This is a genomic window from Mesorhizobium sp. INR15 (assembly GCF_015500075.1).
Taxonomy (GTDB): Bacteria; Pseudomonadota; Alphaproteobacteria; order Rhizobiales; family Rhizobiaceae; genus Mesorhizobium.
On sequence record NZ_CP045496.1, the window covers coordinates 2,790,999 to 2,806,993 of the forward strand.

Consider the following 15,995-nt stretch of genomic DNA (forward strand, 5'->3'; position numbering starts at 1 on the left):
CTGGTTTCGGCTTCCTCTACAGGCCATTGGAGGACCGGTGCCTTCACGAGATAGCCGTCGATGTGGCACGCTCCGGCGTTTCCGCGCGTCACGAAATACCGACCGCAGCGTCACTCGGAGCTAGAAACCTCCCATCCATGGATGCGTTGGCGCGGTTGAAATCCAAAAGTCTGCCGGCTTGCGGCGACGGCTACATGTTGCTCGCCGGCCTGATCGGCGGCTGCGGGCAATGACAGGCCAAAGATCGCCACTCTTTGGGAAAAGACCGACGCAGCCTGGTGGGACGATGCTGACGATCCAGAAATTCGCCTGATAACGGTGGCCCCTGACGAAGGCGAATTGTGGGACAGTCCAGGGCTGGTCGTCGCTACCGCGAAGATGGTGTTCGCCGCTGTCACCGGTGCCAGGCCGAATGTGGGCGACAACGCAAAAGTTGACCTCTGAAAAAGCCGAGCCCCCCTGTCGGATTGACGGAGAAAAAGATGCGCGATCCCGCGACGAGGTACACCAGCACACCGTTCAAGGAACAGCGCCAGGAATGGCCAGCGCTTCAACGCGACATGGACCCCGTCCCGGACTGTGGTGAGACCAGCTATCTCGGCTCTAACCGTTTGGCAGGCCGCAAGGCTCTGGTGACGGGCGGCGATTCCGGTATCGGACGCGCCGCCGTGATTGCCTTCGCTCGCGAAGGGGCGGACGTAGCGATCAATTACTTTCCCAGTGAAGAGCCCGATGCACAGGATGTGGCAGAACTGGTCCGCGCGGGGGCGCAAGGCAATCCTCATTCCCTGGATTGGATTAGCGGTTTTCCTTTGTCTCGCCGCAACTTTGTTCGCATCCCTGACTGCCGATTTCGCGTCGCCAACTGCCTTCTTAGCCTTGCCTTTGGCGCCCTGCGCCTCGATTTAGGCGCACGACGGTCAGACGCTTGGCTGATCGTGCTCCCCATGGATACTTCCTTATGTGGGCGGGTGTTGCGAGCGAGGCCGCATTCGTCGCAGTCCGGAGATCAACACCCGGCCACCGATGCGAACCCTGCCGTGCGCCAGAGACGAAACTACCTTTGGACTGTAGTGAGGCGGTCAGCATTTCCAGCTTGAAGCCCCACGATCGCTTTGCCATGGGGAAACCTTCTGTGCGCCCCGCCAAACACCTCCGACAGAATACATCAAAATTAAATGCCAGCCCTGGACTCCAGATGGTAAGCGCTGAATTGGGGGCTCTCTGGGGAGGAGACGCGTTCAAATGGAAGTTAAAGAGCTGCTTGAAAAACTGTCGTCTGCATTGCAGCGCCGACGCGCCACCGCTTCACCAAAACCTGCCAATCCGCTGCGGAAATCGCTCGGTGAAATCCCGTCAAGACCAAGACAAGTTCCACCCTATCGATCACCAAGACGGCGCTCCCTCTGATGAAAGCGGGTGCGGCGATCATCAACACCGCCTCCGTGAATTCGTTCAATCCTGGCGAGGAATTACTCGACTACGCAACGACGAAAGGCGGCATTGCGATATTCACCAAAGGCCTGGCGAAGCAGTTGGCAAAACAAGGCATACGGGTCGACGCCGTCGCCCCTGGGCCAGTCTGGACGCCGTTGCAGGTTGCCGGTGGTCAGTTGCCCGGCAAATTGAACGAGTTCGGTCAAGATACCCCCATGGGGCGCGCCGGCCAGCCGGCGGAGCTTGCGCCGCTATTCGTCCTGCTGGCTTCCGGTGAAATCACATACACCGATGGCAGTGTCTTCGGCGCCAATGGCGGGACAGGCGCAATCTGAAGGAAGCGGGGCCTGCGCAATGCACTAGCGCAGCAAACCCTCGTCCTCGAAATCGTCCCAACCTTCCAATCTTGGCCGCGAGCCCTCATCCTTTCGGGGTCTTCTCCCCTGCATATCTTTGTGCTTGCCCTTACCGGCACGCGTCAGCGCGGCCTTCCCCGCGCCCCGGCGCCTGTTTTCAGCAACCTCCACCGCATCCTGCTCTCGCCACACCGTCGACAGATCACGATCGAGCACATCCTCGATGTATCGCGGATCGAAAACATGGAAGGTGACGGCCTTGGAGCGACCGCGCATCTTGACGGTGCGGGTGCCGATGCTTTGTAACCGGCCGTCCTTGAGCCACTTGTGACGCTCGCGCGTTAAGATGGTCAGGATATCTTCTGCCTCGCGTGGAAGCACGGGCAGGTCTTCGATGCCTTGCAGCGTCTTGGAAATGGTGACCGAAGCGATTTCGAACGCCTCTGCCTCGCCTTCCGGCATTTGCAAGACAATGCGACCAGTCTCCGCCTTGAGGTGGGTGCGCACTGCCCATGGCAATCGTGCACGCAATTCGCGCTCGATGCCTTTGGCGCGAACCGCGGACCCCAAGGTGGCCGCGGGCGCAAGCGGCCATTCCGTCATCAAAGAAGGGGAGGAGGTCTTTTCGCCTTTACTGGCGGTCGTCCGGTTCAGTGTTCGTTTCCGGACGATGCCGATAAGCTTGGCTCCCGCTCGCGCTAAAGCTTCTGCCGGGGACTTGCGCTTTCCAAAATTCTTTGGCTCGCTTGATTTCATGCAGACTTTACCATTTTCCGGCTCTGTTTGATTCAGCTCTCAATACGCGAATGTCAAATGACAGCAGCGCGGGGGAAGGCACGCAATGAGCCATCCGACCTACAGACAAATAGGTCAGCGGCAGCTGTTCTAAAGAGGGTGGTGTCGGGTTCCGTTGTGCAGGAGGGCCCGTTGATCATCAAGACGATATGTGCCGCGTTTCAAGTAAGGGTGGCGTGGTGATAGCAAGGGCTGGCGCATTGACATAAGCGATCCTCGCTCTGTCTGGCCTTGTCGTCCTTGGTGCCAGTTCAACAGCTCGTGCCAGCGCTATTCCACTCCAAGGGCATTGAAAGCGTGGCCCAGAAAATCCGGACTGGCTTGGACAGTTAGGATTGCGCTGGATCAAATTCTCTGGCGCCGCTACGCAAGTATTCCGCCAATCGCCAGGGGCGTGATCGCCACGGCAAATACAGGTGCCAACAACCAGCGCGCCTGGCTAATGCTCTTGTCCATAAACGTCTCCCAGGATTGCACCGAACAACAGAACGAAGCGTGCCTTATTCCTCCCTGGAGCCAAGGCTGAGACCATTGCTTAATCAGGTCAGACCTTGGTCCCAACGCAGGCCCGACTGATGTTTCACAGCATGAACGTTTCGGATTCGGCCACGGTCTACGAAAACTAGCCGTGGGTGCGTCCGGAGCCTTTGCCGAAATGGCGATGGCTCCGGGCAAGTGAATTTAACGTGCCGGCCCCAACAGGCTCTGGTCGAAGCTGGAACCTCGCCTTACCCCGGAAGTTGGGGGGAATGCGGCGCAGTCCTTCCCTGGGTAGCGCCGCCGGCCAAGAGCGGTCTAGCGGCATCACAAACGCAAGCTGAAAACTCGTTGCGAGGGCCTGGGCTTAATTGTCCAAGCGTGATGAACCCCACCTTTCTGGTGCCCCAGAGAGTTCCATTCCAACAATGTCCAAAAGCCTTCATAAATTCTGAGCGAATTTTGGCGATCGGCCCCTTGGTCCAATGCGGAGCATTAATCTGAATGAGCGTCGCAAGCGGGCTTTGTAGATGGACGAATTGTGCTTGAGTGCATATGGCCGGCGTCAACTGGTAGTTTCTGCTGAGAATGCACGTCAGGCACGTGGCATCGAACAAGAAGTGGTCCGCCACACCGCTGATGCGCCGCCTGGTGTGGTGGAGCAGCTTTCTGGCGGCCGATCTCGAAATGAGGTAGCCGGCAGTGCCGGAATGGGAGCCGACCAGCCGGGCAACTGCGTATCCATTGCCGATCTCGATCTGCCGATTGCCGATCCTCGTTTTCTCGAAAAACGTCTCAAGTTTGACAATATCAGCATCGACCGGAACCCAAGAATAATCGGAGAGAAATCGGCCGGCATCGCTGCTGAATACGGCGTCGTCTTCGAAGACTGTGCCATATTGATCTGCTCCATCGGCAATGATCTGCCAGCATTTTCGGTGGCTTAGAGAGCAGGCAATTTGCGACTTGGTGAGATGCGGCGAAGCAGGGAGCGGAAACTCGTGAGAGGCATCAACTGCCGATACTCGCTCGAACGCGACCCCGATCTTAGCGAATTCGGAGGTTATATGAGCCAACCGGTCGACTGACCGGTCGAGATTTATCACCAGGCAATTCACGGCTTCCCCTCAATTTATGGCACGTCGCCTGTGCCGGTGCCTCCTTAGCTGATCCTAATACAATTCGAAAGGGAGAAGCGGCCGGACTGCCGGTAGCCGACGACGACGCTGGCTGCGGCGTCTGCCATCGGTGTCTCGGCGAAGTGGATTGTATTCGAGGTGCTGGTGCGGCGGTTCAGGTCGGCGCCGGTGGAATGACTGTGTTCCGGTAACACTGGCGGCGCAGTTGTCTGACCGAGAAGGTGCCTAAGCCAGAGGCCGCAACCGACGCCAGGCTCTCATGATGCCGCCTTTGGGGATATTCCGGTGTGTATAGCGATCCCGGACATGTGTCAGGCGCTTCAGGTCATGGTTGCGCATATACGCGTCGACACGCTTTTCGAATAACTCGTCGGCATAGTCTGGATAGCGTTCCGAGGCTGCGTTGTGCTCATTGTAGATCGGCGCGCGAAAGACAGATGTCTTTGCCAGATAACACTGATCGGAGAAGCCGTAACCGATGAAGAATTCACCCTGCCGATCGAAACTCTCGGCTCTTGCAGCTCTGGCTCGTTTGTTCCAACACAGGTTGGCGACTACGAAATCGCTTCTGCTTTCCATAAGTTCGATCGCGGATGCCACCCACTGGTGACGACGCCTCGGATATGAGTCGCTGGCGAAATGAAGTAGGTAATCAGCCGTGCAGGCCTTGAGGCCAACTAGGGTCAGGACCCATTAATTTGTTGAATTGAAGAGTATTCGATGATTCAAGGTGGCAGGAGGTGCTGCCTTGAATGATTTGCTGATGTTGACGCCGGAGCAGATGCGGCGGATCGAACCCTATTTTCCTCTGTCGCATGGTGTGCCGCGAGTGGATGATCGCCGGGTGCTGAGCGGCATCCTGTTCGTGATCCGCAATGGCCTTCGCTGGCGGGATGCTCCTGCCAGTTACGCTCCGCACAAGACCATCTACAACCGCTTCATCCGCTGGAGCCGGCTGGGTGTGTTCAACCGCATCCTGGCCGAACTGGCGGCGCGGGGCGGCAAGACGGACAATCTGATGATCGATGCCACCCATCTGAAGGCGCACCGCACCGCCGCCAGTCTGCTCAAAAAGGGGCTCTACCCCGATGTATCGGACGCAGCCGAGGCGGACTGACTACCAAGCTGCAAGTGGTCTGCGACGGCAAGGGACGCCCATTGCTGCTGCATTTGAGTGAAGGGCAGGCCAATGATCACAAGACCGCTGCCGCAGTGATCGAAACCTTGCCTCAAGCCAACTCCCTGCTGGCCGACCGAGCTTACAGTTCCGCCGCCTTCCGACAGGCGCTCGTCGAGCGCGGCATTACGCCTTGCATTCCACCGCATGCCAGCCACCGCATCCAGCACGCCTACGATCCGGTCCTCTACCGCCAGCGCCACAGGATCGAAAACCTGTTCGCACGCCTCAAGGACTGGCGGCGCATCCACACCAGATACGACCGATGTGCTCATACCTTCCTGTCGGCAATCGCCTTCGCTGCTGTCTTCATCTTCTGGATCAATGAGTCCTGACCCTAGTCTAGTTCGCTGATCGAGTAGCGATAGCCTCGGCCGAAAGATGATTTTTCAATCTGGAAAAACTCCAGGGCCGCCGCTGCGTGATCCTCGGTAAACAGGTACTCGTCGAGGTCGCCGCGAGCGATTGCCGACTTTGCGGCTTCTTCGACTGGCCCGCGTGCCTTTACATTGTTGATGATCAGCCGGCGCCTGGAAAAATCGTGGGCGCAGCGATCCACGACGGTTCGCAGATATCCCCTGCCGAGAACGATCTCCCAATCGTTCTCGTAACATTTGGTTTCGAAGTCGACAGTCGGGATCATCTCTGTCCTCAAGCAATATTGGCGCACTTGCTCCGCTCGGCGGGGCTTTTTCCATTTGTGGAACTAAACCATGCCTTGTGCGTATTGCTAGTGGTGGTCGCAACCCCTAGCCGTGTTTCGAACACCAAAGTGCCCGTCACCTTCCCTCAAGGTGGCGGGCTTCGCAGCATCTGCTCAGCCCGACGATTTCTGGCTCGGTATCATGCCGTCCAAACCTGCTTCGGTCCACCGGCACATACATGTTTGGCCACGTCGCAGGCAGACCGGGTGTGGCGAGGGCGGCACCTAAAGCCGCGTATTTTTGCTCGGTGCCGACCTACAACCCGACATCAAGGTCAGCACGATCAGCTGTCGTCGACGATCCGCCCGGCGACGCCACCCAGGAACTGGTTCCAGATATAGTCGCGCAGCAAGTCGCGGTGCTCGGCCGTGCGCTGGTGGCGTGTCTTGAGCGCGGCATAGGAAGCGCCGCCCAAGTGGAAAAGCGCGCCATCGAACAGTTCATGCTCACCCGTCGCGCTACCCAGCACAAGGTGAACTGGTTCAGCGGTTGCAGTGGCGATATCGCCCGCGCCCAGCCGCGAAAACAGAGGTCGCCAGTTGCCGCCTCCGGTGTCGAGGCCAAGTTCCATGCGCGGCCCGAAGTCGAGCGTCATCCCGTCGACCGCCGCGAACCGGAAGAAGCACAGGCCGCCCCACAGGTGCCATCCGGCTTCGTTCTCGGCCGGCTTGAACAGGTAGTTCTCATTTGCCGCGAGCTTCAGCCCATAAACCGCCTTGCCTTCCATCCGCGCCGGAATGTCCAGTGGCGCCACCGGAAAGCAATCGTGGTCGATAAAGCCGAACAGCTCCGGCCGAAGGTGCCGGACGATGTTGTGGAACACCCAGGTCAGCGCCGTTCCATGCGAGCGCGACCAGTGCCGCTCGCGCCGGCTGGGCAGGCCGAAATAGGGCACGCCCCTGACCGAGCAGATATGCTCGATAAACTTCCTGGCCGCCTCGTCGGATGAATTGTCGACCACCACCAGCGACAAGCCCGGCGGATGCAGCTGCCATGCCTTGGTCAGTGCATCGATCACCCAGGGCGTGTTGAACGCGATGGTGAAGCAGAAGCGGGACGAACCCGACTTTTTCAGCAGGCGCGAAAACTCCCGCCCCCGGCTGGCGCCCTTGGCTTGAAAGAACAGGTAGGACAACCTGTTGCGGATCGACTTCACCTTGCCGACCAGGGGAGAGCGGCTAATGGCGTCGATTGGTTTCTTCAGAATCTTCATCGAAACTCGCCGAGGCGCGGCTTCGGTCATCGAGGCCGCCATTCTCTCAGGCCTTATCGAGGTTGGTTTGTCAATTATCCCGGGGATGCCTCGCCGTGCTGGCCGCAACGGACCCGCCGGTACGACGGGATACGCCATGCGCGCCGAATTGCCCGTTCAACACCTACTATTCATTGCCCGCGCTAAAGAGATCGCCATCAACGTCCGAGAAACCATGACTCATATCGTGAGCCCTTGTGCCCCCGTTCCGCCGCATTACAGCCGCACGTGGCAAGCCATAGGGATACAGGCCTTCAACGGAGACCTCACATGAACTTGCATAAAGCCATTGCCGCCGTGATGATGACCACCGCTCTCGTGGGTTGTGCGCAGACCGAGGGGCAGCAGAGAGCCGGAACGGGCGCACTCATCGGCGGTGCGGGTGGCGCGCTGGTTGGGCAGGCCATCGGCGGAAACACCGAGAGCACTCTGATTGGGGCCGCTGGTGGCGCGCTTCTGGGCGCCGCCGTGGGCAGCGCGACGACACCGGACCGGCGCAGCAACCAGCTCTGTCGCTACCAGGACCGTCGCGGACGCATCTACACCGCGCCATGCGACGACCGATATTACGACGGCAACTACTGAGCATACTGACGGGGCGTGGAGCGTGGAGCGTCGCACGCCTCCGCGCCCCCCCATTTATGCTTGACGCCAAGAGATGGGTTAGGCCCGCATCTCGGCATGTTGCCTGACATCCGGCAGCGTCAGCTCCGGACGCTCGTCGGCATGCTAGAGCGCCTGAACGAAAACCTTGATAGGCTGGTAACCGAAGAGGTGGAGCGAGGCGCCTGCGGAATGGTGGCGACGTGCCCCAAGCCACCGACGGTCCGTTTGCGGGCATCCCTTACAAAACTTGAGGGCTCTATTTCAATGCGTTGTTGAGCAAGTTCGCAAGACGTGCAGCCGCAATGCTTGCTTGTGATTGCGCCAATGTTTTCGCGTCGTCGACATAGCTCTGTGGCACTGCATAAGGCCCCTTATCTTCCTTGATGTCGGACGTGTAGACGTATTGGCGCGCCAGATCGTAGCTCTCGTGGAACCAGGCGCCAGGATCCGATACGGCCGAGCGGATGGGATCCGGAGGAGGAAGCGAGGCGATGGCTGCAATGGCCTCCGCCGGCGTTGCGGTCTCGCCCAACAGCGAATCCCAAAAGGCATGAAGTTTGACTTTTGGGCGCTCCTGCCGGCGTAATCTCGATCAGGTTGCCGCCCTGATCTCCATGAAGGGCTTGCGATTGACGCTCCGCGGCGTGCAGAGGTTGGTGAGCATCACCCACGAGGTGGATAAGCCAGACCAGGTCGTAAGACTTGATGTAAGGCGCGGCGCTCGAGGCGAGCGTGTCGCTGAAATTGCGGATCACGGCCTCCGCGTTGATCGGCGGCGTATTTGGCGTTGGTGTGTTATCTGTCGAAAACTCAATATCCTTGTAGTGCCAGTAGCGGTGCATCAGCATATCGGAATAGCCGATGTTGAGGCCTGCCCCAGGCACGAGCGAGCTTTCGCCTTCATTCGTATAGCCGCTCGCGGGCTTCTTGATGTCATCCGCCCATGTCGCGGCATGCACAATGGCCCAATACGCAGCTTGGCTATCCCTCGTCGCCCCCCGCGATCCACGAGGGGTAGTAAGGGTTCATCATGATCAGTGCGTTGACTTTTGCCCTGACCGGGGGATCTAGCAGCGGATAGGCGGCCGCCGCGATCTCCATGTGTCCCTTGTCCCACCAGGCAAGGGCGGGGGGCGCTTGAACAAGTATCGAAAGAAGTGATCCGGCAAAGATTGCGCTGCGCATGATGTCTCTAAATGCTCCCAAGAGATCAGAACTATCTAGAAATTTTACCAATACCGTACAATCATTCCGCCAAGCTGGATCAAAAAAGATAACTGTACTCGCCCTGCCGCAACGCGCTGAAGACAAGTTCGCATTTTGTAGCAGTCGGGCCCGCCGCGGCGTTGGCAATTCAGCCGTCTCTGGCATCGAACACTCCGTTGAGTGGCCGAAAGGGCGGAATCTCGTATTGCCAAGACAGCACGTTCGTTTGCAGTGACGGGTCGGTGCGTGCCGGCAAGAACAACTGCACCACCTACGAGGGTAGTGGATCAAGCCAGGCGCTGGGCGCGATGGATAGCGGGAATGCGGATATGGCGCCAGCCCAAGACCGGGGCGAATGCCCGTACCGATCCGGTCGTTTCTGCATTGGACCACGTAACAGACATTTTCGAATTACCGACCGCAGGACCGAGAGCTATCTACGCAAATGGAACAGCTATTGGCCCGCGAGGGATAGGTTCGAGACTGGCATGCCGAGATGGTCAGAAGGCACGGGTCGAGTTCGGCGATCATGCTGGCGGCCTGTCCCGTATGTGAGGCAATTTAACAACTGAGGGCCGCGAGCGTCTTGACAAAAAAGGAATATATTCTTATCTTCTAGCCTGCCCAGTCGGAGAGAAGCAGCGGTTGCAGCCTTGGTACGTGGAATTGCAAGTCCATCCGATCCACTGGCTTGGCTGTCTGGCAGTGCAGAGGATCATAAAGTGCACGACTTGATCGATTTCTTCCACACGAACGCGACACTCGTGGCTGCCGACCCCGTCGCCTTCGCCACCATTGCTATCTTATTTGGGAGTGGGGGCTTTTGGGTGGGGCGGTATTTCTTGACCGAGCGCATCGCCAATCTCGAGAGCCGTATAGTGCGGCGCGATGATGAGATTGAAGATCTCAAATCCTCGCGTTCTGCAAAAAAACTTGAGCCTCCAATGGTGCCGATCATAGGCACCACTGCGATCGGCGGAAACGACAGACCCATCCCGCCTGGCAGCTCGCCTGGTCGGCGAATTCCCAGCAATCAATCGGGCCTGCCGCATCGGCAAACGGTTTGAATCAATTGAGGCCAATGGGCAACAGCGCGCATAAGGAGGTAGGCCTGGCTATGATGACAGGGCAAATTGCGGTCGCTGGGAATAGTATTACTGTTGTGACCGATGCAATCAACATCAATGTTATACTTGGCAGGGGTGATCGGGGCGGCGGTGTTTTCGTCGTGTTCTCTCATGCCAGATAGATAAACAATATCAACGATTGCGCGATGCAGTGTGTAAAAATCGCACACGGGAGATCTGCTACTTTAATCTTCCGTTCCCACGCCAGAGGCGCCGACAGCCCTATTCGACCCTCTTTTGCCGACGATATTGACCGTTCGAATGCTTCATGCTCGCGTCGGTGAAGAATGGCGACATCATCTTGGGCTCATCGAGGGCACCGGCCAAAGCTGCGCCAGCCAATACGGTCGCTGCCAGTGCTCCCAAGCACACGTTTTTGATGTTCATGGAAATCATCTCTTGCCTAGAGCAAAATCCGAGCGAATAGAATCGATAGGGGTTTCGTGGGGATTGGAAATCTGATTCAGCATATCTGCTGGATTAGGAGGCCGGCGTGGCATGGCGAAATCCTTATCCGAAGACTTGCGGGCTCGCGTGGTCGCAGCGGTTGATGGCGGCCTGTCGCGACGGGCGGCAGCGGCGCGATTTGGCGTGGCGGCGGCAAGCGCGGTGCGTTGGGTCCGGGAATGGCGCGCGAGCGGATCCACCTGCGCAAAGCCGCAGGGCGGCGACAGGCGGTCCCACCGCGTCGAAGCGTATCGCGACATCCTTCTGGCGGCGATCGAGAGGCGGGTGGACATCACGCTGGTCGAACTCGCCGAGTTGCTGCGACAAGAGCATGGCGCGTCGTTTGCGACGAGCACGATCTGGCGCTTTCTCGATCGTCACTCCATGACCTTCAAAAAAAACGGCGCACGCCAGCGAGCAGGAGCGACCAGACGTAGCCGCGCGACGAAACGCGTGGTTCGACGCCCAGCCCGATCTTGATCCCGAGCATCTGGTCTTCATCGACGAGACCGGAGCCTCGACAAAGATGGCTCGACTGCGGGGGCGCACGAAGCGCGGGATGCGGTGCCGATCGCCAATCCCGCATGGCCATTGGAAGACGACGACGTTCACCGGCGCCCTGCGCCTCACTGGCATGACCGCGCCAATGGTCCTGGACGGCCCGATGACGGGCGAATGGTTCGTCGCCTATGTCGAGCAGGTTCTCGTGCCGACGCTGCGGCCCGACGATGTCGTGATCCTCGACAACCTGCCGGCGCACAAAAGCGCAGCCGCCCGTGAGGCGATCGAAGCGACCGGCGCAAGGATGATGTTCCTCCCGCCCTACTCTCCTGACTTCAACCCGATCGAGAACGCCTTTTCCAAGCTGAAATCGATCCTACGCAAAGCCGCCGCACGAACCGTCGCGGAATTGTGGGATACCATCAGCGCCGCACTGCCATGCTTCACACCAACAGAGTGCGCCAACTACTTCGCCGCAACAGGATATGAGCCGGAATGATCAGATTCTGCTCTAGTTGTTTCCCTGGCCCTTGAGCGGGCCATGGTATCACCGCCACTTTCCTCGAAGGAACCCTCCTTACGAATCCGTAAGTCGTCGATCCGCGCACCGCCAGCTAACCTTAACCTTCGGCGGCAAACGGCACTTTGCTGCCCGGTGGGCCTCCACCTGCCGAAACCAATGGCCCGCTGCCTGCGCAATCTGCCCGGTAGCGGGCTGTCGGGCTTAATCGAGCGCAAAGGGTTAGGGACACGGATGGCGATGCGGGTTTTGTTCATCGCGGTCGCGATCTTATTTTTCGCCGGCCTCGCATTGTGGGTGACCGCCGAGCTGATCAATTCAACCTATCCTAGCGCCGCTCATTGACCCGGTGGCGCTTTTGGAACCATGTTAGCGCTGCCCTAAAGGCAGCGGCATGGCCGCGCGGACCGGAAATAGATTTTGGGGCAGTATCTCAGTCTGAAATGCAGACCAAGCCGCAGCCTTCGGCCTCAGCTCCTCATTTCTGCCGCCGGGCTTCTTCATGTTGGATTGCTTGAGCGGACACGATGCCGCCATGTTCGCGATTTCGACAAACCGCGTGTGGTCAGCTTTCAATTGCGCCCGCTTGCCCGCGCGTAAATTCTTTTGTGAAAAGCTGATCGCGGCGCATCGACTGGGGTGGGGAGATTGAAATGGGTGCACCTTCGGGGTCGTTGCGGCTCGCGGCGCAATTGTGCGCGATCATCGCTTTCATAATCCTCGTGACGGGTTGGCTGCACATTACCCCGACAGCCAGTGCCGCTACCAACAGGGAAAGCCGCGACTGCGCAGCCGGTTGGCCAATATTTCCTGGCAATCTGGATGCCGGAGTCTTTCCCGAAACATCCGTTGTCGGCAAAGCACTTCCGTTTGACTGGAAACTCACCAGCGCTGGGCCAAGCTACAGGGCAGCATTTGAGGTTCCAACCTATCTGGTGATCCTGACACCCGACGCCGTGCGGTTCGAAGGGACCGGCTTTTTCGCGCTCGCCGCCGGTGCGAAGGGACCCTACGGACTGAAGTTTGGTGCGGATCGCACAAGGGTGATCGTCCCACTTCACACGCGCTTTTCAAAAACCGCTGGCGAGGTCGACATCATTCCCTACCGAGCGGGCGAGATGAGTGTCGGATGGGCCATCGTGCAGGCTGATAGCTGCGGCGAGCACGTTTCGGACATATCAGGCAAACGGACCATCGAGATCTTGCCAGGCCCCCCACAACTCGTCGCCAGGAACCAGTTCACTGAAGCAAAACCGGAGCAGGAAATCACACCGACGAAGGGGCCATTCAGAGCGACCGTGTTTCAGGGATTTGTAGAGGTCAGAAACATCGACACCGGCGAGATCGTGCTGCAAACCACGGGCCACGAACCCACTTTTTCGCCAACTGGACGTTTCCTGTCGGTCGTCACGGATGAGGCGCAAATCAGTGACGTATTTGATCTGCTAACCGAACGAAGAATCGGACGCTTTCAAAGCGTGGCAATGTACTGGAGCCATGCCGACAGCTTCCTCTATCTCGATCAGGAATGGGGAGCGGATATGCAGATTATCCGCACGCTCCACGGGACACGCGAGAGCATAGAGTCCGCGCCTAAGGTCGCGCTGCTCACAAGCTTTCGAGAGGATGGCAGCCCAACGCCAAATGAACCGCTGGATGGCGGCATAGATGCCAATTCAGAAGACATCGATCCTGGCGCACTCGGGCTGTCCTTTACAGCTGGAAGTGAGGCCTGGCGGTTCGACCTGTCTCTGGAAGGCGGGGTCATGGCGTTTGTCGGCTGGAGCCTGATGGCCCATGACTACCAGGAACCCGGTGATGTGATGGACGGGCTTGTCATCGATCTGTGCCGTGGCAACGCGATGATCAAAACGTCAACCAGAACTGAACTCGGTGCAACGCTTGCCTCTTCATTTGGCGTCGCAAAGCCGTTGATGGTCGGCTGGAACGCGCATGAAACGATCAAGCGCAGCTTCGATTACTATAGCAGCGAAGCCTACCGTCGCATGCAGGAAGCTGAAGCAGCGGCAGGGAATTCCGATGGCCAGCGGCCGGACGGTGAGCCCGCGACATCCGACGGGACCGAGGAGCAACCGAAGAGCCCGATCGCATTCTCCGCCGAGCCCACTCAGACGAGCAAGGCCGCCACGCCCGATCAGAATGTTGCCGGATCCGCAGATTTCCGTGTGCGCGGCGCGGTTCCTATCGCTGTGGCCTCGACGCCAGTGGTTGGCGCGGATGTCGGCCTGGGATTGGATTCGGGAACAGAAATTCGCGCACTCCGCTCGGGAGCGCCTAGCAAGGCGCTGAACGATATTGCCAGGGAGATAGCGAAATTCTACGATCCGAAAGTTGTCAAATTCGGCAAATGGCCGGCCGATGAGCCGCTTCGATACAATACCGAGCCATTTCCCAAGCCTGACCAGGGCGTTGGAGACGATGGGCCAATACTATTCGACATAAATCTGCCAGGCCGCGACACGTGGCGTTGGATGGCCAATGACAAACGTTACTGGCTGACCCAGACCGTCGAATCCGGTCGGCTTGGTCATTCCTTCAGCTTCACGTTGCTTGGAGAGGATGGCCGTCACCTGCGGATGGCCGACCTCTTGGAGGATAAATCCGTCGAAGCCGATATATCGGATGCCGAAGGAAGCGGTGCTTCAGGCCTCATCCAGCGTGGTGATTTGCGAACTGGTCTCGGCGCGGCATTCGATAGACCGAGTTTTGTCTCGATCGTCGACAGCCGTTATCTCTTGCTCGTAACGCGTCCCGTGGTGCGGTTGATCGCCTTCGACCTCAAGACCTGGAGGCCCATCTGTATCGTCTCGAAGCCTTACAACCAAGCAGCGATAGATCGCTTGGCCTTAATGGAAGGGGCCCGCAATATCGCCCAGATCAACAAGGGTGGTGGCGTTGAAGTCTATTCCTGCTCAAGCCCATCGAGGCTCCTGAGCGGAATTCTGACCGATGGCGAACTCGTCGTGACGGACGGCAAGGGGCGCTTTGACGGATCACCGGATGCGAGTGCCTATGTCGAACTGAAAATTCCGGGGTTGCCGGGGCGACAACTGCTTTCGCAATTTGCCACCCAGCTGCGTTTTCCCGGCCTTGCAAACGCGGTGATCCAGGGCAAGAACCTTGGTCTGCCGCCGGATCCTGTGGCACCGCCATCGCTCCAGGTCTCTTTTGACGAAACGGGTGGCAGAAAAACTGCGCGGATAGATGCGTCCAGTTTGACCGGACTGCGATCATTGCACGTGCTGGCGGATGGTCGTGTTGTCAGGAACGTACCGCTCGATGGCAAGCAAGCCCAGGTCTTGCTCTCGCCGGATGAAGTCGGCGACAGCGGCATTGCAAGCGTCACGGCCATCGACACGGCAGGTCTGGCAAGCGCGCCCATCGAATTCACGCTCGGGGCAAGTAGCGAGAAAAGCAAAGGTGAGCTTCTTGCCTTGGCTGTTGGCATCGATAAGTACCCGGCAATGCCAGGAAGCGACCTTAAATACGCAGCCTCCGACGCAAGGCGCGTTGCCACCACCGTGGGTGCGAGCGCGCACTACAGTGGCGTCAAAGTCGAAACGCTTCTGGATGAGGCGGCCACGATCGACGCCATTAAAGCCAAGCTTGATGACATCGTCGAAAGTGCACACGCTCGGGACACGATATTGCTCGCCTTCGCAGGTCACGGCCTGCTTGATGCCCGGGGGCGTCTCAGGCTCGCTTTGTCATCGACGGCAACCAATGCGATCGAAGAAACCAGCCTGGATTTCGACGAGATAGCGTCCCGCGTCGCGAAAGCTCAGGCTCGCGTGATCGTGCTCCTTGATGTGTGTCACGCAGGCGCATCGGGCCAGATCAGCGTAGCATCCAACGACGATGCCGTGAATTTGCTCACCACCCGTTCTGGTGCCGGAGTTGTCATCATATCAGCCTCGAAAGGCCGGCAATTCAGCGAGGAGTCTTCCTCGATTGGCGGCGGGCGTTTCTCTGTCGCATTCCAGCACGCCTTGACCGATCAACTCCGCAAGACGGACAGCGACGGCAACGGAAGGATAAGTGTCAATGAACTGTACGCCGAGCTGAAGTCTCTGGTTGCAGGGCAAACCAGTGGTCGTCAGATTCCGTGGCTATCGCGCAACGAGATTTTTGGAGACTTTGACCTGTTTTGATGCAGTCGGCGTGTTTCGCCCGGTTGATGGATCATTCCGGTGGTGCGGTACCTGGCCCATAATTTTCCGCGGCAGTTTG

At 58.6% G+C, this 15,995-nt stretch carries 17 protein-coding genes and 2 pseudogenes; 10 read left to right on the forward strand and 9 right to left on the reverse strand.

All coding sequences use genetic code 11. The annotated features are described in order from the left end of the window. Positions 1-243: 243 nt before the first annotated feature. The 3 genes and pseudogenes from GA829_RS13730 (at position 244) to GA829_RS13740 (ending at position 1,772) form a co-directional block, all read left to right on the forward strand. Positions 244-444 carry a pyridoxamine 5'-phosphate oxidase family protein gene (locus GA829_RS13730; RefSeq protein ID WP_258052334.1) on the forward strand — a complete coding sequence of 67 codons (201 nt, stop codon included), beginning with the start codon at positions 244-246 and terminating at the stop codon, positions 442-444. Between the two features lie 38 nt (positions 445-482). After that, a pseudogene (locus GA829_RS37770) lies at positions 483-761 on the forward strand (SDR family NAD(P)-dependent oxidoreductase); the annotation flags it as partial. A 648-nt stretch (positions 762-1,409) separates the two neighbouring features. Further along, the gene (locus GA829_RS13740; RefSeq protein ID WP_258052278.1) at positions 1,410-1,772 is read left to right on the forward strand and encodes an SDR family oxidoreductase; all 363 of its coding nucleotides are present in this window, start codon (positions 1,410-1,412) and stop codon (positions 1,770-1,772) included. A gap of 24 nt (positions 1,773-1,796) precedes the next feature. Here GA829_RS13740 and GA829_RS13745 read toward each other — a convergent pair whose 3' ends face one another. From GA829_RS13745 to GA829_RS13755, 3 genes are all read right to left on the reverse strand, one after another. Beyond that, positions 1,797-2,396 (reverse strand): hypothetical protein, encoded by a 600-nt coding sequence (locus GA829_RS13745; protein ID WP_195179632.1) that lies wholly within the window; start codon positions 2,394-2,396, stop codon positions 1,797-1,799. A gap of 920 nt (positions 2,397-3,316) precedes the next feature. Beyond that, positions 3,317-4,183, reverse strand: coding sequence for a glycosyltransferase family 25 protein (locus GA829_RS37500; RefSeq protein WP_374940402.1), 867 nt, complete (start codon positions 4,181-4,183; stop codon positions 3,317-3,319). Positions 4,184-4,429: 246 nt separating this feature from the next. After that, positions 4,430-4,783 carry a hypothetical protein gene (locus GA829_RS13755; RefSeq protein ID WP_195179020.1) on the reverse strand — a complete coding sequence of 118 codons (354 nt, stop codon included), beginning with the start codon at positions 4,781-4,783 and terminating at the stop codon, positions 4,430-4,432. Between the two features lie 169 nt (positions 4,784-4,952). Between GA829_RS13755 and GA829_RS13760 the strand changes: the two genes are divergently transcribed. Beyond that, positions 4,953-5,716 (forward strand): IS5 family transposase gene (locus tag GA829_RS13760; protein ID WP_195179021.1). Its coding sequence is split into 2 segments (ribosomal slippage): positions 4,953-5,286 and positions 5,286-5,716, totalling 765 coding nucleotides; the frame shifts between segments, so codons are not numbered across the junction. 2 nt (positions 5,717-5,718) lie between these two features. Here GA829_RS13760 and GA829_RS13765 read toward each other — a convergent pair. Both GA829_RS13765 and GA829_RS13770 read right to left on the reverse strand, forming a co-directional pair. After that, positions 5,719-6,024 (reverse strand): hypothetical protein, encoded by a 306-nt coding sequence (locus tag GA829_RS13765; protein ID WP_195179022.1) that lies wholly within the window; start codon positions 6,022-6,024, stop codon positions 5,719-5,721. Positions 6,025-6,368: 344 nt separating this feature from the next. After that, complete coding sequence (locus GA829_RS13770) at positions 6,369-7,298, reverse strand: hypothetical protein (RefSeq protein WP_258052280.1); 930 nt, start codon at positions 7,296-7,298, stop codon at positions 6,369-6,371. Here GA829_RS13770 and GA829_RS13775 point away from each other — a divergent pair. Both GA829_RS13775 and GA829_RS13780 read left to right on the forward strand, forming a co-directional pair. Next, entirely contained in the window at positions 7,267-7,611 is a 345-nt protein-coding gene (locus GA829_RS13775) for a hypothetical protein (RefSeq protein ID WP_195179914.1), read from the forward strand. The genes GA829_RS13770 and GA829_RS13775 overlap by 32 nt on opposite strands. Then, entirely contained in the window at positions 7,608-7,922 is a 315-nt protein-coding gene (locus GA829_RS13780; RefSeq protein ID WP_195179024.1) for a YMGG-like glycine zipper-containing protein, read from the forward strand. Before GA829_RS13775 ends, GA829_RS13780 begins: the two co-directional genes overlap by 4 nt. Positions 7,923-8,199: 277 nt before the next feature. Here GA829_RS13780 and GA829_RS36635 read toward each other — a convergent pair whose 3' ends face one another. From GA829_RS36635 to GA829_RS13790, 3 genes and pseudogenes are all read right to left on the reverse strand, one after another. Then, on the reverse strand, positions 8,200-8,475 hold the full coding sequence (locus GA829_RS36635; protein WP_258052281.1) for a S1/P1 nuclease: 276 nt from the start codon (positions 8,473-8,475) through the stop codon (positions 8,200-8,202). Positions 8,476-8,581: 106 nt separating this feature from the next. Then, positions 8,582-8,902: pseudogene (locus tag GA829_RS37505) on the reverse strand (S1/P1 nuclease); the annotation flags it as partial. 22 nt (positions 8,903-8,924) lie between these two features. Further along, positions 8,925-9,128 (reverse strand): hypothetical protein, encoded by a 204-nt coding sequence (locus GA829_RS13790; protein WP_195179026.1) that lies wholly within the window; start codon positions 9,126-9,128, stop codon positions 8,925-8,927. Between the two features lie 743 nt (positions 9,129-9,871). On the opposite strand from GA829_RS13790, the gene GA829_RS13795 reads away from it, so the two are divergent. Continuing rightward, positions 9,872-10,216 carry a hypothetical protein gene (locus GA829_RS13795; RefSeq protein ID WP_195179027.1) on the forward strand — a complete coding sequence of 115 codons (345 nt, stop codon included), beginning with the start codon at positions 9,872-9,874 and terminating at the stop codon, positions 10,214-10,216. Between the two features lie 282 nt (positions 10,217-10,498). Here the strand turns inward: GA829_RS13795 and GA829_RS13800 are convergent, their stop codons facing one another. Next, positions 10,499-10,663 carry a hypothetical protein gene (locus tag GA829_RS13800; RefSeq protein ID WP_195179028.1) on the reverse strand — a complete coding sequence of 55 codons (165 nt, stop codon included), beginning with the start codon at positions 10,661-10,663 and terminating at the stop codon, positions 10,499-10,501. A 111-nt stretch (positions 10,664-10,774) separates the two neighbouring features. Between GA829_RS13800 and GA829_RS13805 the strand changes: the two genes are divergently transcribed. The 3 genes from GA829_RS13805 to GA829_RS13815 all read left to right on the forward strand — a co-directional run bounded on the left by GA829_RS13805 (position 10,775) and on the right by GA829_RS13815 (position 15,916). Next, positions 10,775-11,723, forward strand: a protein-coding gene (locus GA829_RS13805) for an IS630 family transposase (protein ID WP_258052023.1) whose coding sequence is annotated in 2 segments (ribosomal slippage) — positions 10,775-11,118 and positions 11,117-11,723 — 951 coding nt in all. Because the reading frame shifts where the segments join, the coding sequence is not laid out codon by codon here. Positions 11,724-11,903: 180 nt separating this feature from the next. Then, positions 11,904-12,089 carry a hypothetical protein gene (locus tag GA829_RS13810; protein ID WP_195179029.1) on the forward strand — a complete coding sequence of 62 codons (186 nt, stop codon included), beginning with the start codon at positions 11,904-11,906 and terminating at the stop codon, positions 12,087-12,089. Positions 12,090-12,397: 308 nt separating this feature from the next. Next, positions 12,398-15,916, forward strand: coding sequence for a caspase family protein (locus GA829_RS13815; protein ID WP_195179030.1), 3,519 nt, complete (start codon positions 12,398-12,400; stop codon positions 15,914-15,916). Positions 15,917-15,995 lie beyond the last annotated feature (79 nt).

Excerpts from the sequence above, each read along its gene's own strand:
- GA829_RS13765 (WP_195179022.1), bottom strand. The coding sequence starts at position 6,024 with ATGATCCCGACTGTCGACTTCGAAACCAAATGTTACGAGAACGATTGG.
- GA829_RS13770 (WP_258052280.1), bottom strand. The coding sequence starts at position 7,298 with ATGAAGATTCTGAAGAAACCAATCGACGCCATTAGCCGCTCTCCCCTG.
- GA829_RS13755 (WP_195179020.1), bottom strand. The coding sequence starts at position 4,783 with ATGGAAAGCAGAAGCGATTTCGTAGTCGCCAACCTGTGTTGGAACAAA.
- GA829_RS13800 (WP_195179028.1), bottom strand. The coding sequence starts at position 10,663 with ATGAACATCAAAAACGTGTGCTTGGGAGCACTGGCAGCGACCGTATTG.
- GA829_RS13745 (WP_195179632.1), bottom strand. The coding sequence starts at position 2,396 with ATGACGGAATGGCCGCTTGCGCCCGCGGCCACCTTGGGGTCCGCGGTT.
- GA829_RS13815 (WP_195179030.1), top strand. The coding sequence starts at position 12,398 with ATGGGTGCACCTTCGGGGTCGTTGCGGCTCGCGGCGCAATTGTGCGCG.
- GA829_RS13740 (WP_258052278.1), top strand. The coding sequence starts at position 1,410 with ATGAAAGCGGGTGCGGCGATCATCAACACCGCCTCCGTGAATTCGTTC.
- GA829_RS13790 (WP_195179026.1), bottom strand. The coding sequence starts at position 9,128 with ATGCGCAGCGCAATCTTTGCCGGATCACTTCTTTCGATACTTGTTCAA.
- GA829_RS13810 (WP_195179029.1), top strand. The coding sequence starts at position 11,904 with ATGGCCCGCTGCCTGCGCAATCTGCCCGGTAGCGGGCTGTCGGGCTTA.
- GA829_RS13775 (WP_195179914.1), top strand. The coding sequence starts at position 7,267 with ATGGCGTCGATTGGTTTCTTCAGAATCTTCATCGAAACTCGCCGAGGC.
- GA829_RS13780 (WP_195179024.1), top strand. The coding sequence starts at position 7,608 with ATGAACTTGCATAAAGCCATTGCCGCCGTGATGATGACCACCGCTCTC.